General features: G+C 60.1%; 13 protein-coding genes and 1 tRNA gene. 6 read left to right on the top strand and 8 right to left on the bottom strand.

The features are described from left to right. Positions 1-22: 22 nt before the first annotated feature. Both AACZ65_RS16930 and AACZ65_RS16925 read right to left on the bottom strand, forming a co-directional pair. Complete coding sequence (locus tag AACZ65_RS16930) at positions 23-1,276, bottom strand: sarcosine oxidase subunit beta family protein (RefSeq protein WP_339672841.1); 1,254 nt, start codon at positions 1,274-1,276, stop codon at positions 23-25. Positions 1,277-1,408: 132 nt separating this feature from the next. After that, positions 1,409-2,839 (bottom strand): Glu/Leu/Phe/Val dehydrogenase, encoded by a 1,431-nt coding sequence (locus AACZ65_RS16925; RefSeq protein ID WP_037268896.1) that lies wholly within the window; start codon positions 2,837-2,839, stop codon positions 1,409-1,411. A 317-nt stretch (positions 2,840-3,156) separates the two neighbouring features. Here AACZ65_RS16925 and AACZ65_RS16920 point away from each other — a divergent pair, with 317 nt between their 5' ends. The 3 genes from AACZ65_RS16920 to AACZ65_RS16910 are packed head-to-tail and all read left to right on the top strand — an operon-like array spanning position 3,157 to position 6,076. Then, positions 3,157-4,956 (top strand): pilus assembly protein TadG-related protein, encoded by a 1,800-nt coding sequence (locus AACZ65_RS16920; protein ID WP_339672838.1) that lies wholly within the window; start codon positions 3,157-3,159, stop codon positions 4,954-4,956. Further along, positions 4,953-5,489: a TadE/TadG family type IV pilus assembly protein gene (locus AACZ65_RS16915; protein ID WP_037268894.1), complete on the top strand. Its 537-nt coding sequence runs from the start codon at positions 4,953-4,955 to the stop codon at positions 5,487-5,489. The genes AACZ65_RS16920 and AACZ65_RS16915 overlap by 4 nt, the downstream gene beginning before the upstream one ends. Beyond that, a complete protein-coding gene (locus tag AACZ65_RS16910; protein ID WP_339672835.1) occupies positions 5,489-6,076 on the top strand; it encodes a TadE/TadG family type IV pilus assembly protein in 588 nt (195 codons plus the stop codon). The genes AACZ65_RS16915 and AACZ65_RS16910 overlap by 1 nt, the downstream gene beginning before the upstream one ends. On the opposite strand, the gene AACZ65_RS16905 is transcribed toward AACZ65_RS16910, so the two are convergent. Further along, positions 6,073-6,552, bottom strand: coding sequence for a hypothetical protein (locus AACZ65_RS16905; protein ID WP_339672833.1), 480 nt, complete (start codon positions 6,550-6,552; stop codon positions 6,073-6,075). The two genes, AACZ65_RS16910 and AACZ65_RS16905, sit on opposite strands and share 4 nt — an antisense overlap. A gap of 155 nt (positions 6,553-6,707) precedes the next feature. On the opposite strand from AACZ65_RS16905, the gene AACZ65_RS16900 reads away from it, so the two are divergent. Then, positions 6,708-7,610 (top strand): pirin family protein, encoded by a 903-nt coding sequence (locus AACZ65_RS16900; RefSeq protein WP_339672831.1) that lies wholly within the window; start codon positions 6,708-6,710, stop codon positions 7,608-7,610. Positions 7,611-7,687: 77 nt separating this feature from the next. Here AACZ65_RS16900 and AACZ65_RS16895 read toward each other — a convergent pair whose 3' ends face one another. Both AACZ65_RS16895 and AACZ65_RS16890 read right to left on the bottom strand, forming a co-directional pair. After that, complete coding sequence (locus AACZ65_RS16895; protein WP_339672829.1) at positions 7,688-8,890, bottom strand: aminotransferase class V-fold PLP-dependent enzyme; 1,203 nt, start codon at positions 8,888-8,890, stop codon at positions 7,688-7,690. Between the two features lie 147 nt (positions 8,891-9,037). Further along, positions 9,038-9,730, bottom strand: a complete 693-nt coding sequence (locus AACZ65_RS16890; protein WP_339672827.1) for a TIGR04283 family arsenosugar biosynthesis glycosyltransferase — start codon at positions 9,728-9,730, stop codon at positions 9,038-9,040. A gap of 64 nt (positions 9,731-9,794) precedes the next feature. On the opposite strand from AACZ65_RS16890, the gene AACZ65_RS16885 reads away from it, so the two are divergent. Continuing rightward, the gene (locus AACZ65_RS16885; RefSeq protein ID WP_339672825.1) at positions 9,795-10,541 is read left to right on the top strand and encodes a folate-binding protein; all 747 of its coding nucleotides are present in this window, start codon (positions 9,795-9,797) and stop codon (positions 10,539-10,541) included. Between the two features lie 52 nt (positions 10,542-10,593). Here the strand turns inward: AACZ65_RS16885 and AACZ65_RS16880 are convergent. The 3 genes from AACZ65_RS16880 to lepA form a co-directional block, all read right to left on the bottom strand. Next, positions 10,594-10,668 (bottom strand) — tRNA-Val (locus AACZ65_RS16880). Positions 10,669-10,687: 19 nt separating this feature from the next. Then, positions 10,688-11,215: an HU family DNA-binding protein gene (locus AACZ65_RS16875; RefSeq protein ID WP_339672823.1), complete on the bottom strand. Its 528-nt coding sequence runs from the start codon at positions 11,213-11,215 to the stop codon at positions 10,688-10,690. A 92-nt stretch (positions 11,216-11,307) separates the two neighbouring features. Beyond that, the gene (gene lepA, locus AACZ65_RS16870; RefSeq protein WP_339672821.1) at positions 11,308-13,107 is read right to left on the bottom strand and encodes a translation elongation factor 4; all 1,800 of its coding nucleotides are present in this window, start codon (positions 13,105-13,107) and stop codon (positions 11,308-11,310) included. Positions 13,108-13,272: 165 nt separating this feature from the next. On the opposite strand from lepA, the gene AACZ65_RS16865 reads away from it, so the two are divergent. Then, on the top strand, positions 13,273-13,782 hold the full coding sequence (locus AACZ65_RS16865; protein WP_339672820.1) for a PhnA domain-containing protein: 510 nt from the start codon (positions 13,273-13,275) through the stop codon (positions 13,780-13,782).

Here is a 13,782-nt window from a genome sequence, read left to right as displayed (position 1 = left end):
AATCCCGCCCTCTGCGCGCATCTCAATGCAGGTTATGCTGCGCGCCCGTGCCCTCTTCGTCCATCAACCCGCGGCCTGTGCGGAACCGGTCCAGCCGGAATCCCGTCGCTGCGGGATGCGGCCGGTCGGTGGCGATGAGATGCGCGAGCGCGTCGCCCGACCCCGGCACGGCCTTGAACCCGCCATAGCACCAGCCGCAATTGAGATAGAGCCCCTCGATCCCCGCGTGGTCTATGATAGGCGAGCCATCGGGCGACATATCCATGATCCCGCCCCAGCTGCGCAGCACGCGGGCATTGCCGATCATAGGCATCAGCGTCATGCCCGCCTCCATCACATGCTCGACAATCGGCAGGTTGCCGCGCGCGGCATAGGAGGCATACATGTCCAGATCGCCACCAAAGACCAGCCCACCCTTGTCGGACTGGCTGATATAGAAATGTCCCATGCCAAAGCTGATCACATGGTCGATGCAGGGCTTTAATCCCTCGGTGACAAAGGCCTGCAAGACATGGCTCTCGATCGGCAGGCGCATACCCGCCATTGCCGCCACTTGGCTTGAGCGCCCGGCCACCACAATTGCCAGCTTTTTGGCGCGAATGGCACCGCGCGTGGTCTGCACGCCGCGCACGCGACCATTCTCGATGTCGATCCCCGTCACTTCGCAATTCTGGATCAGGTCCACGCCCCGATCGCTTGCCCCGCGTGCATAGCCCCATGCCACCGCATCATGCCGCGCCGTGCCTGCGCGCCGCTGCAAAAGGCCACCGTGAATGGGAAACCGCGCCTGGTCGTAGTCAAGATACGGCACCATGCGTTTGAGCTGCGCCACACTCAGGAGTTCCGCATCGTCGCCGCGGTTGATCATCGCATTGCCACGCCGGGCGATGGCATCGCGCTGCCCGTCCGAGTGAAACAGTACGATCTGCCCGCGCTGAGAATGCATGACATTGTAATTCAGATCCTCTTCCAGTCCTTCCCATAGCTTCAGGGAATGGCTGTAGAACTCAGAATTGCCCGGCAGGAAATAATTGGCGCGCACAATGGTGGTGTTGCGCCCCACGTTACCGCCGCCCAGATAGCCCTTTTCCAGCACCGCGACATTGGTGATCCCGTGGCGCTTGGCCAGGTAATAGGCGGTCGAGAGACCATGACCACCGCCACCGATGATGATCACATCATACTCGGGCTTGGGCGTTGCATCGCGCCAATGCGCCTGCCAGCCCTTGTTGCCGGTCAGCCCCTCTTTCAGAACCCGCAGGCCGGAAAACCGCATGCCACTCCCCTTGCGCCCATGTGTGCGCCAATCTGGCGCGACTGAACCAACTTCAACCCTCAATAGCAATAGCAGAGCCGAAGCTCTGCCATGTTTCCCGCCATTTTTAGGCCCGTGCGCGACGTGAGCCCATCAGAGCCCCATCGCCCGGTAACTCGCGGCAACCTTGGCGATGGACACCAGATAGGCCGCCGTGCGCAGGTCTGTCACGTCCTGACGGCTATGCCAGACTTCGCGCATCGATTGATATGCGGTGCGCATCGTATCATCGAGACCCGAGCGCACCAGCTCCAACTCGCCCGCGCCCTTGAGGTATTTCTGCTTGAAATCGGGCGACATTTCCCACGCATCCCCAAGCCCACGGTTCAAGCGCTGCAACTCCGTGACCAAGAGTTGGTGCCGAGCCTCCTCCTGTCGTCGCCCGATCCGACCAAAGCGGATATGGCTCAGGTTCTTGACCCATTCGAAATACGAGACCGTGACGCCGCCAGCATTGGCATACATGTCAGGAATGATCACTGTGCCCTTCTGGCGCAGAATGTCATCTGCCCCTGCCGTCACTGGCCCGTTCGCCGCCTCGATGATGAGCGGCGCCTTGATCTCAGTGGCGTTCCCGAGGTTGATCACCCCCTCCATTGCCGCAGGAATGAGGATGTCACAGGCCTGTTCCAAGACCTTGGCGCCATCTTTGACATATTTGCCCTCGGGATACCCCTCGACACCGCCATGGCGCGCGATCCAGTTGCGCACCGCCTCGACGTTCAGCCCGTTCTCATCCACCAGCGCCCCATCGCGTTCGATGATCCCGGTGATAAGACAGCCGTCTTCTTCGCTCAGGAACTTGGCCGCGTGATAGCCCACGTTCCCCAGGCCCTGTACCACGACCCTCTTGCCATCGAGTGCGCCCGACAGGTTCGCCGCCGCGACATCCTCGGGATGACGAAAAAATTCCTGCAGCGCATATTGTACGCCACGCCCGGTCGCCTCGACCCGGCCCTGAATGCCACCACCGTTGATCGGCTTGCCGGTGACGCAGGCGCGGTAATTGATGTCCGTGGTGTTCATGCGTTTGTATTGATCGGCAATCCACGCCATCTCGCGCTCGCCGGTGCCCATGTCAGGGGCAGGCACGTTTTGAGCGGGGTTGATCAGATCACGCTTGATCAGCTCATAGGCAAAGCGTCGGGTGATCAACTCCAGCTCATGCTCTTCCCACTGGCGCGGATCAAGCCGCAACCCGCCCTTGGACCCACCAAACGGCGCCTCCACCAGCGCGCATTTGTAGGTCATCAACGCCGCGAGCGCCTCGACCTCGTCCTGATTTACACCCATGGCGTAGCGAATACCGCCCTTGACCGGCTCCATATGCTCCGAATGAACGCTGCGATACCCAGTAAAGGTGTGGATTTGTCCGCGCAGCCGAACGCCGAACCGTACGGTATAGGTCGCATTGCAGACGCGGATCTTTTCCTCAAGGCCCGGCGGCAGATCCATCAGCGCCACCGCGCGATTGAACATCAGATCCACACTCTCGCGAAAGCTCGGTTCCTTGTTGGCGTTCATTCGTCCTCTCCCTTTTTCGGCCCGGCCATGACGACTGGATCCAGTCGCGCGCAACCCCGGTGTCCTATCCCATGGTTAACCGACACCGGCCGTTTGTCCACCCGCTGCCGCCAGCCCCTTGGCAGAGGCGCGCTGCCCAAGGTGTTTGTCGCCATAGCCAATACAATCGCGGAGCAGCCACTATATTGTTGAATTTAATCGGTTAACTTCTGATTTTCCGCCTAAAACCCGCCATAATTCAGCCATAGACAAAGTGGATAAAGCTGGATGGTGCAGTGCGGAGTTGGGGAAAGGCTTCGTCACAATGAGGTGTTATTATGCTTTGGAATAGCAAGACGTCTGATCGGGGGGCACGGTCGAAATTGCGCGGTACGACGCGCGCAGGAGAGTACGCAGAGCGCTTCTTCAACGAGGAAGACGGCACGGTCACCGTGCTTGCCTTTTCAATCTTCGTCATGTTCTTGATCATGGGCGGTATCGGGATTGATACCATGCGGCAGGAAATGGCGCGGGCTAGCCTTCAGGCGACGCTGGACCGGGCAGTTCTCGCCGGGGCCACGGCGGTCAACAACACGACTGCGCGCGCTGTCATCGAGGATTACTTCTCCAAATCTGGGCAGGCCAACTACCTCGCTGCGGAGCAAGAGGGCGATATCGACATTCGCCTCAACTCATCCAAGGTAACGGCACGCGCCTCTCAGACTCTCGACACCTATCTGATGCGCCTCGCCGGGGTCGACACCCTTACATCCGGGGGCAATTCGACCGCAGAGGTGACGATCCCCAAACTGGAAATCTCCATGGCGCTTGATGTTTCAGGCTCCATGATGGGCGAGCGTATTGATGCGCTCAAACCCGCCGCCAAGAATTTCGTGGATTCCATTCTCGATAGCACAGAACCCAATGATGCGGTGATCTCAGTGGTCCCGTTCAGCTGGGGCGTAACCCCGTCCAAGGAAATCTACGAGGCGCTCACGGTTAATGAAAATCATTTGTATTCCTCGTGCCTAGAACTGTCGGACGCAGATTTTGAATCCACAACGATTGATCCCAACACGGCCTATGATCAGTTGATCTACACCTCCCGTGAGGGCACCACATTTGGCGATCTGACGACAACCCCCTTGGGCAGCTTCCTCGACACCTATTACCAGTCCTGCTACACGCAGGATTACTTCAAGATCCTGCCCTACGCGACGACCAAGACAGCACTTCATGACAAGATCGATTCACTTGAGGCGGGTGGCAGTACCTCGAACGACGAGGGCGTGAAATGGGCGGCAGCGTTGCTCGACTCGGCCTTTCAACCCGTTGTTCAAAGCCTGCAGCAACCGATTCAGGTTCCGCAGGATGATGGCACAATCCTGACCTATTCGCTGGTGGAACCAACGCTTACCAACATGCCCGCGGTCTTCAACGAGAGTGACACGCTCAAGGTCATCGTTCTGATGGGTGACGGGGCCAATGACAATTCCTATCGGTTCAGCAACACCTACCGCGGGCCGAATTCGGACCTCTTCAAGCTCACCTACCAGCAAATGCAGTTTAGCTACCTTCAGCGGAACTATGACGGTCGCCGCTGGTACGGGTCGCAATATCAGCAGTATTGCGGATACAGCGGCTACACCTGCATTTACACGCCGACTGGCGAGGAACAGGTCAGCTACTACCTGCGCCGCCCCTCTGACAGCCGCATGTTCAATGTCACCGATGGCGGTAGCGTGTCTTGGTCCACCTTCAATAACTACAGTGCATCCACCTTGCCCGGCTTCATTTCCAGCGAGCGTCTAAGCTGGGAAACAGCATGGGGTTTGATGTCGCCACGTTTCTACTACAACGTCACCGGCAGTGCAGGTCCTTGGAACAGCTACCTTGGCAACCCGATCGATCGGAGCAAGAAGAATGAGCGCCTGGACGACATCTGCGACGCGGCCAAATCCGAAGGGATCGTGATTTACACCATCGCCTTTGAAATGGGCAGCCAACCGACCGGTGCCGACGAGATCAAGAAATGCGCCACGTCGCCCAATCACCACTACAATGCGACAACCGTGAATATTGCCAGTGCCTTCAGTGCCATCGCGGCCAATGTGAAACAGTTGAGGTTGACCCAATGACCCGCGTCTTCAGGAACTTTCTGCGCCGTTTCCGGCAGGACGACACCGGCACAGCCTCACTCGAATTCGTTCTGGTGGCACCGTTCTTCATCGGCATCATGATTTTTTCGATCGAGATGGGCTTTGTCACCATGCGCGCCACCTTCCTCGAGCGAGGCCTTGACATGGCCGTGCGCGAGGTACGTCTTGGCACCGGAACGGCACCCCAGCACGATGCGATCAAGCAGATCATCTGCGATAACGCGATCTTGATCAACGATTGCGAAAACAACCTGCGCCTCGAAATGCGCTCTGCGGACATCCGCAATTTCAACGGGCTGGACGCTGAGGCCGATTGCACGGATCTGGCAGAACCCGCCAAACCGGTTCGCCAATTCGTGCCCGGGCAACAAAACGAGCTGATGCTATTGCGGGCCTGCCTCAAGTTTCGGCCGCTATTTCCAGCAGGAATGCTGGGCAGTCGCCTTGTTCCCGAAAACGGAAGCCAAGCCTCACTTGTCGCCACAACAGCCTTTGTTCAGGAGCCGATCTGATGACCCTGCGCCCTGCCTTTAAACTGCTGCGCCGGTTCTGGAAACAGGAATGCGGGACCGCCGCCATGGAAACGGTCGTGATGTTCCCGTTCCTGTTTATGGGACTGACCTTTAGCTACGAATACTTTGACATGTTCCGCTATCAGAGCGTGCGAGAAAAGGCGACCTATACAATTGCCGACATGCTCTCACGCGAAACGGCTGAGGTAAACGATACCTATATCGACAACGTCAAGGTCCTGTTCGACATCATGAGCAACGATGCCGGCACCAATCAGGTGCGCGTCACCGTGGTGCGCTACCACCTCGACGCGGCCAACAATATAGACGAATTCGAGCTGCGCTGGTCCGAGGTGCGCGGCTCGGGCGACCTCAACCCTCTGAGCGCGGATGATGTGCGCAACGCCCATGCGACCTTGCCGCAGATGATTGATGGACAGGAAATCATTCTGGTCGAGACCTCGTCGGAATATGATCCGGTATTCTCCACCGGCTTCACCGATGGCACCAATATCAAAACTCGGATGTTCGTGCCGCTGCGCTTTGCGGCACAACTCTGCTTTGAAGGTGTCTGTACCGCTGCCTAATCCTGGGACTGACGGGCGAGCAAATCCTGAATTTGCTCGGCCATGAACTTGGCCGGCGTGCCGGATGTGACACCGCCCACGCCTACGCTGCGCCCCACGCGCCACCAAAGCCCCGGTTGCCAGACCGCCGGGGCTTTCTCCGTGAGCAGGATGCGAAAACCGTTGGACGGTTTAAAGGCGAAAACGCCCCGATCCACCGACCGGATCTGCGCGACCGGCGCGATCATGCGCCCCGTATTGTCACGCAGCCCGTCGCGCGTCAGCACCAGCCATTGGGCCGTGGCCCGCCACATCCGCTCGGCCAAAAAGACGCAAGTGGCCCCAAACCCAACCATGAACACCTGCCAACCAAGGCTCGGAGATTGAGCCAAGGCAAGATAAAGCAGCGTCAGCCCCAGCCCTGCAACCGAGCCGACCCCCAAAATCCGCCGCCCCGCCGACGCGCCTAATGCCGCCAAAACCTCTTCGTCTTGCATGCCAGATCTCCCTTTGCGCCCGCATTTACCCCGGATCGTCCCCCATGGCGAGAGGGGTGCTGCGCAAAACGCACAGATGCGGTTCGCCGATGAACAGACTGCGCCATTCCAACAGCGCAGTGGCTGCCTATATCCTGTTCGAAAGGAGACTTTCCATGTCTATCAGACCCGTTTTGGAGCAACGCCAAGCCACCCCAACACTGGAAGGCGCAGGCGTACACTTGCACCGCGCGTTCGGCTTCAAGGACCCTACAGAACTCGATCCGTTCCTCTTGTTCGACGATTTTCGCAATGACGATCCCGCCCGTTATACGGCGGGCTTTCCGTGGCATCCGCATCGCGGTATCGAAACCATTACCTATGTCCTCGCGGGCGAGGTCGCGCATGGTGATAGCTTGGGCAACCAGGGCCGCTTGGGCGCAGGCGATGTGCAATGGATGACCGCCGGGTCGGGTATCTTGCATCAGGAAATGCCGCGCGGCAATGCGCTTGGGCAGATGCATGGATTTCAACTCTGGGCCAACCTGCCCGCCGCGCAGAAAATGACCGCGCCCCGCTATCAGGACGTGAAATCGACGGACATCCCCGAGATTATCGATGATGACGGCACCCGCGTGCGGGTGATCGTCGGGGATTTCTGGGGACGGCGGGGCCCAGTGGACGGTATCGCCGCGGACCCCCAGTATCTCGATATCTCGGTGCCCGCCGGGGTCAAGAAGACGTTCCCGGTCGACACCTACCGGCGCAGCTTTGCCTATGTGTTCGAGGGGGCCGGGGCCTTTGCCGACGCTTCAGAGCCCAAAAGCGTTCTTCTGGAAAAGGAAGTGGCGGGACAAGAGGTGCATGTGCGCGATCTTTCCGGCGACCGGACACTGATCCGCTTTGGTAGCGGCGACAGTGTGACGGTACAAGCCGGCGAAGAGGGCGTGCGGTTCTTGCTCATCTCTGGCGCACCCATTCAAGAGCCAGTGGCCTGGCATGGCCCAATCGTGATGAACTCCAAGGACGAGTTGCGCCAAGCGATGCGCGAATTGCGCGACGGAACCTTCATCAAGTAACGCGTGGCGCGGGCCAATGCCCGCGCCCCCCACATCCCACTGGCGTTCAGACCCGGGTCGCGGGCGGAACGGTTACGTCACCCTTTATCCGAAATCACCCGGGCTGCCGCAGACAATCCGCCCGCCCCATGCGGAATATCGAGCGCGCTCAATCCGGCCTCAATTGCGCCAAGCGCGCCCAGAACCATGTGGGCATTGACATGCCCCATATGGCCGATGCGGAAAAATCCATGCCAGGCCGGATCGCCCGGCTCTGCCATGCCAAGACCGATCCCCAGTGTCACGCCCGCATGATCCTGCACCCATGAGCGCAACCGCGATCCATGCGGCGCGCCGATCCGCAGCGCGGTCACGGCCCTGCTGCGCAGCGTGGGATCGCTGATGTTCAGCTCCAATGGCCCCTCTTGTCCCCATGCCTCGCAGGCGGCCCAGATGGCCCTCGCCAACCGGTCATGCCGTGCCCAGACTGCCTCGACACCGCCCTCCGCCGCGATCAGGTCGAGCGCTGCGCGCAATCCGTAGAGGTGATGCGTGGGTGCGGTACCACCGAAATACTGATAGTACATTTGCGGGTCTGCGCGGTGGGTCCAATCCCAATAGCGGCTGACCAAGGGCAGCGCGCGCCGCGCCTCGGTCGCCTTGTCGGAAAAGAACACAAAGGCCAGACCGGGCGGTACCATCAGCCCCTTTTGACTGCCAGCGACCATCACATCGACGCCCCAGGCGTCCATCTCGAACCGGTCACATGCAAGCGAGGCGATGCAATCAGCCATGAGGAGCGCGGGATGTCCTACCGCATCCAATACCGCCCGCAAACCGGCAATGTCATTGAGGACAGAAGTCGACGTATCAACATGGGTCGCCAGAACCGCCTTGATCCCATGCGCCTTGTCCGCGCGCAGCGCCTCTTCCACGCGGTTGAGATCGATGGGAGCGCGCTTGCCGAAGTCCAGCATATCAACCGCGATTCCCTGCCCCTGCGCGACCTCCGCCCAGCCATGCCCGAACCGCCCCGTGGCTGGCACCAGAACCCGGTCGCCGGGTTGCAGCGTATTGGCGAGCGCTGCCTCCCACGCCCCGTGTCCGTTCGAGATATAGATCGCTGCATGCTGGCGTGTCCGCGCCACGGCACGAAGATCCGGGATCAACCCCGCCGTCATCTCGATCAGATCCCCCTCATAGATATTCGGGGCGGCACGGTGCATGGCGCGCAGCACCTCTTCGGGCATGACCGAGGGGCCGGGAATGGCCAGATAGGCGCGACCGTGGGCGAGGCTCATTTAGGGGGACTCCTGCTTTTTCCGCCGCACCTTACGCCCTTGGCAAGCGGCGTCAATCACCGCATCGGTTTTGCGTAAGTCGCCGATCTGATCCACCACGTGCCGCTCAACGACAAGAAAAACCGAACGCCATTTGCCCGGGGTTTCCTAGCGGTTCCGGGCCCCGCGCCGATACGCCTGAACCAGCTGCACCGGGTCTGCTCCGCAGAGATAGCGCATCAATATCCACAGGTTGCGCGCGCCCCGCCGCAGCCAGCCGTCGCGTTGATACTTCGCGGCAGACGTTCTGACCGCGAGCGGCAAGAGCGCGATACGCCCTTTGAGCGCGCGTGCCATGGCAACATCCTCCATCAGTGGAATATCGGCAAATCCACCCACCGCCTCATAGTCCGCCCGCGAAATCAATAACGCCTGATCCCCATAGGGCAGGCCGAACACCCGGCTGCGCAGATTGGCCCAACCCGCCACCAACCGGGGCATCACCCACGTTGCGTCGAACCCAAGTTGAAAGGCGGCGGGCGCACCCTGCACCATTTGCGCGCTGACCGCACCGGCCCATCCGGCTGGCAAGACCGTGTCGGCATGCAGGAACATCAACCAACCCCCACCCGCCACCTGAGCCCCGCGCCGCAATTGTCCGCCCCGGGATGCCGCCCCTTGCACGATGACTGCCCCCGCAGCATCGGCGATTTGCAGCGTGGCATCGTCAGATCCGCCATCGGTGATAACCACCTCTCGGATCACGCCCGCCTCCAGCCCCTCCATCAAAGCGGCAAGGCAGCCGGGCAGGACAACAGCGGCGTTGCGTGTAGGAATCACCACCGAGAGTGCTGCGCGCATGACGACCCCTGTTGTGTCTGTTCTCGTGACCTATATTACACGCGAACAACACGGGGGAAGAGGCATGACACGCCGTATTCTGGAGATCACTGGCACCGATGCCCTGCATTTTCTGCAAGGTCTTGTGACCAACGACCTGCACAAGCTGGATCAGGGCATGGTCTATGCCGCCATTCTGACGCCGCAGGGCAAGTATCTGGCCGATTTTCTGCTCTCGCGTCACGGCGATGCGATCTGGCTCGATGTGGATGAGAGCCTCGCACCCATGCTGCTGCAACGTCTGAGCATGTACAAACTGCGCGCCGACGTGGCGATACGTGAAACCGATCTCAAAGTTCGGCGCGGCACTGGTCCCACCCCAATGGGCGCGCTCACCGACCCGCGTCACCCGGATTTGGGCTGGCGTCTATATGGAGAGGTCGACGGCGACGACGGCAGCGATTTCGACCGGATTCGCGTGGCCCATTGCATCCCCGAAACCGGAATTGAACTGACCCCCGAGACTTTTATCCTTGAGGCCGGGTTTGAACGCCTCAATGGCGTTGATTTCCGCAAGGGCTGTTACGTCGGCCAAGAGGTAACAGCACGGATGAAGCACAAGACCGAATTGCGCAAAGGGCTCACGCTTGTGGCGGTGCATGGGTCAGCTTCTGTGGGCAGCGAGATTCTGACCCCCGAAGGCAAAAGCGCGGGCGCGCTCTACACCCAGTCCAACGGGCGCGCTATCGCCTATCTGCGCCACGACCGCGCCGTACCGGGCATGACCGCAGGCGAAGCGCGGGTAGACCCGCTGGCAATCTCGGCGCAATAAGGTCTATGCGTCAACGCGAGCGGCCTGTATCTCACGAAAAGAAAAGAAATAATGGTGGGTGATAAGGGATTTGAACCCCTGACATCTTCGATGTGAACGAAGCGCTCTACCACTGAGCTAATCACCCGCCGTGGGGGCTTTTAGCGTCACTCTTCGACCGGTGCAACACCCTCTTTCATATCTTCGTCACTGTCTTCGTCGTCGGCTTCGGTGTCGGGTCCGGCACCGGGTTTTGACTGCCGGATTTTGGCCACGATGATGCGGGCATTGGCCAAGTCACGCACCCGGTTGATCTTGATCTTGCCCAAGGGCGGCAGATTGACTTCGCGGCCTTCGGCCAAAACCTCACCCAAGACCGCCAGAACCGCCTCAACCACGGGCTTGGCATTCTTTTTCTTGATGTCGCCCTTGGCGAGAACCTTGTCGATCAGCTCCTGCTTTTTCAACTCCGGTCCGGCATCGGCGGGAATTTCTTCGGCAACCGTCAGGGCGATCACATTCGTTGCGCCGCTGTCCGGGGTCGTGCTCTCCGCCACCTCTGCGATGGCGACCTCGGGGGCGCTGTCCACGGCTGCCGCGGATTTGCGCGGGCGGCGGGGCTTGGCCGTCGTGGTTTTGGCGGTCGCGCGGGTGGTCTGCTTGCGCGGGCTTTTGGTCTTGGCCTTGGTCGTCATGATGCGCCTCAATTGTTTCACTGCTGGAAACACGCTAGCGCCCGACGTAGCGAAACGCCAGCAAGAGTTGCATGTGGGCGCGAAGCGTCCGCTTAACTGTCCATCTTGAGCGCGGAAATGAACGCCTCTTGCGGGATGTCCACCTTGCCGAACTGCCGCATCTTCTTTTTACCGGCCTTCTGCTTTTCCAAGAGCTTCTTCTTGCGCGTGGCATCCCCGCCATAGCACTTGGCGGTCACGTCCTTGCGCAGCGCCGAGAGCGTTTCGCGCGCGATGACCTTGCCGCCGATGGCCGCCTGAATCGGGATCTTGAACATGTGGCGCGGGATCAGATCCTTGAGCTTTTCGCACATCGCGCGACCACGCATTTCAGCCCGGTCCCGGTGAACCATCATCGAGAGGGCATCCACCGGTTCGTCATTCACGAGGACCTGCATCTTGACCAGATTATCCTCACGATAGCCTTCGAGGTGATAATCAAAGGACGCATAGCCCTTGGTCACGGATTTCAGGCGGTCGTAGAAATCAAACACCACCTCGTTGAGCGGCAGATCATAGACCACCATCGCGCGGGCACCGGCATAGGTCAGGTCCATCTGGATTCCGCGCCGATCCTGACAGAGCTTGAGCACATCGCCCAGATACTCATCTGGCACCAGAATCGTCGCCTTGATGCGCGGCTCTTCGATGTGATCGACATAGGTCAGATCGGGCATGTCGGCGGGGTTGTGCAGATCGCGGCGCGTGCCGTCCTTCATGTAGAGGTGATAGATAACCGACGGCGCGGTGGTGATCAGCTCGATATTGTATTCCCGCTCGATCCGGTCGCGGATCACCTCAAGATGCAAGAGCCCAAGGAACCCGCAGCGGAACCCGAATCCAAGGGCCGCTGACGTTTCCATTTCATAACTGAAAGAAGCGTCATTCAGCGCCAGCTTCTCGATCGCATCGCGCATATCCTCGAACTCGTTGGAGTCCACCGGGAAAAGCCCGCAGAACACCACCGGCACCGAGGGTTTGAACCCCGGCAATGCCTTGTCACAGGGCCGTTTTTCGTGGGTGATGGTATCGCCCACCTTGGTATCGCGCACCTGCTTGATCGAGGCGGTGATAAACCCGATTTCGCCGGGGCCAAGGCTTTCGACCTTTTCCATCTGCGGACGGAACACGCCGATCCGCTCGACGTTATAGGTGGCCTCGGTCTGCATCATATGGATGCGGTCGCCCTTCTTCATGCGCCCGTCCATAATCCGCACCAGAACGACAACGCCCAGATAGGCATCATACCAACTATCCACCAACATTGCCTTGAGCGGCGCGCTCTCATCGCCCTTGGGTGCGGGCAGATGCTTGACGATGGCCTCCAGCGTCTCGGTAATGCCGACGCCAGTCTTGGCCGAGACGCGAATGGCACCGCTTGCGTCAATGCCGATCACATCCTCGATCTGCTCGGCCACCCGGTCACATTCCGACGCGGGCAGGTCGATCTTGTTGAGCACAGGCACAATCTCGTGGCCCGCATCAATCGCCTGATAGACATTCGCCAGCGTCTGCGCCTCGACGCCTTGCGTGCTGTCCACCACCAAGAGACTGCCCTCGACCGCGCGCATGCTACGGCTGACCTCATAGGCAAAGTCCACATGGCCCGGCGTGTCGATCAAATTGAGCACATAGGTCTCACCATCCTGCGCCTTGTAGTCGATGCGCACGGTATTGGCCTTGATCGTGATCCCGCGCTCACGCTCGATATCCATGGCATCGAGCATCTGCTCTTTCATGTCACGGTCCTGAACCGTCCCGGTTGACTGAATCAACCGGTCGGCAAGGGTGGATTTCCCGTGGTCGATATGGGCCACGATCGAGAAATTGCGGATGTGAGCGAGGTCTGTCATAGCCTTGGCATATGTATGGGAATAGGGGTTTGGTCAAGGTGGGATGATGCACGCGGGCCAGTGCAAATGCAGCGTCGCAACAGCAAAGGTGCAGTCCGGGCTTTTGTCGCGCGCCGCACGGGTCTAAGGGGGACCATAGCCCCCTTTTTACCGGAGTTCCCCGTTATGCACTGCGCTCTTTGTGCCACCGATACCGCCCTCACCCCATACCTTGTCGCAGGCGGCCCCGAAGGGGCCAGCGTCAGCCTCTGCGCCACCTGCGCCGATCAGATTGCAGGCACGCCCGAGCCCGAGCATTGGCGCTGCCTTGCCTCGTCCATGTGGGCCGAGGATGCACCGACACAAGTGATGGCTGCGCGCATGCTGGCCCGGCTGTCAGACCATGATTGGGCGCGCGATCTGGCTGATCAGCTCTGGCTAGACGACGAAACCCGCGCTTGGGTCGACAATATTCCCCGCGACAGCGGCCACCGCGACAGCAACGGCGTGCCGCTTGCGCAAGGGGATACCGTGGTTCTGATCAAGGATCTGCCGGTCAAGGGTGCCAATTTCACCGCCAAACGCGGCACGGCGGTGCGCGGCATTTCTCTGGTGCTTGACAACCCCGCCCATATCGAAGGCCGGGTCGAAGGTCAGCGCATCGTGATCCTGACCGAGTTCGTTAAAAAACGCTGA

The sequence above is a fragment of the uncultured Roseovarius sp. genome, from assembly GCF_963972555.1.
GTDB classification, from domain to species: Bacteria; Pseudomonadota; Alphaproteobacteria; order Rhodobacterales; family Rhodobacteraceae; genus Roseovarius; species Roseovarius mucosus.
The sequence above is the reverse complement of the archived record's forward strand: the minus strand, read 5'-3'. Positions and strand labels throughout refer to the sequence as shown.

Excerpts from the sequence above, each read along its gene's own strand:
- AACZ65_RS16930 (WP_339672841.1), bottom strand. The coding sequence starts at position 1,276 with ATGCGGTTTTCCGGCCTGCGGGTTCTGAAAGAGGGGCTGACCGGCAAC.
- AACZ65_RS16925 (WP_037268896.1), bottom strand. The coding sequence starts at position 2,839 with ATGAACGCCAACAAGGAACCGAGCTTTCGCGAGAGTGTGGATCTGATG.
- AACZ65_RS16920 (WP_339672838.1), top strand. The coding sequence starts at position 3,157 with ATGCTTTGGAATAGCAAGACGTCTGATCGGGGGGCACGGTCGAAATTG.
- AACZ65_RS16915 (WP_037268894.1), top strand. The coding sequence starts at position 4,953 with ATGACCCGCGTCTTCAGGAACTTTCTGCGCCGTTTCCGGCAGGACGAC.
- AACZ65_RS16910 (WP_339672835.1), top strand. The coding sequence starts at position 5,489 with ATGACCCTGCGCCCTGCCTTTAAACTGCTGCGCCGGTTCTGGAAACAG.
- AACZ65_RS16905 (WP_339672833.1), bottom strand. The coding sequence starts at position 6,552 with ATGCAAGACGAAGAGGTTTTGGCGGCATTAGGCGCGTCGGCGGGGCGG.
- AACZ65_RS16900 (WP_339672831.1), top strand. The coding sequence starts at position 6,708 with ATGTCTATCAGACCCGTTTTGGAGCAACGCCAAGCCACCCCAACACTG.
- AACZ65_RS16895 (WP_339672829.1), bottom strand. The coding sequence starts at position 8,890 with ATGAGCCTCGCCCACGGTCGCGCCTATCTGGCCATTCCCGGCCCCTCG.
- AACZ65_RS16890 (WP_339672827.1), bottom strand. The coding sequence starts at position 9,730 with ATGCGCGCAGCACTCTCGGTGGTGATTCCTACACGCAACGCCGCTGTT.
- AACZ65_RS16885 (WP_339672825.1), top strand. The coding sequence starts at position 9,795 with ATGACACGCCGTATTCTGGAGATCACTGGCACCGATGCCCTGCATTTT.
- AACZ65_RS16875 (WP_339672823.1), bottom strand. The coding sequence starts at position 11,215 with ATGACGACCAAGGCCAAGACCAAAAGCCCGCGCAAGCAGACCACCCGC.
- lepA (WP_339672821.1), bottom strand. The coding sequence starts at position 13,107 with ATGACAGACCTCGCTCACATCCGCAATTTCTCGATCGTGGCCCATATC.
- AACZ65_RS16865 (WP_339672820.1), top strand. The coding sequence starts at position 13,273 with ATGCACTGCGCTCTTTGTGCCACCGATACCGCCCTCACCCCATACCTT.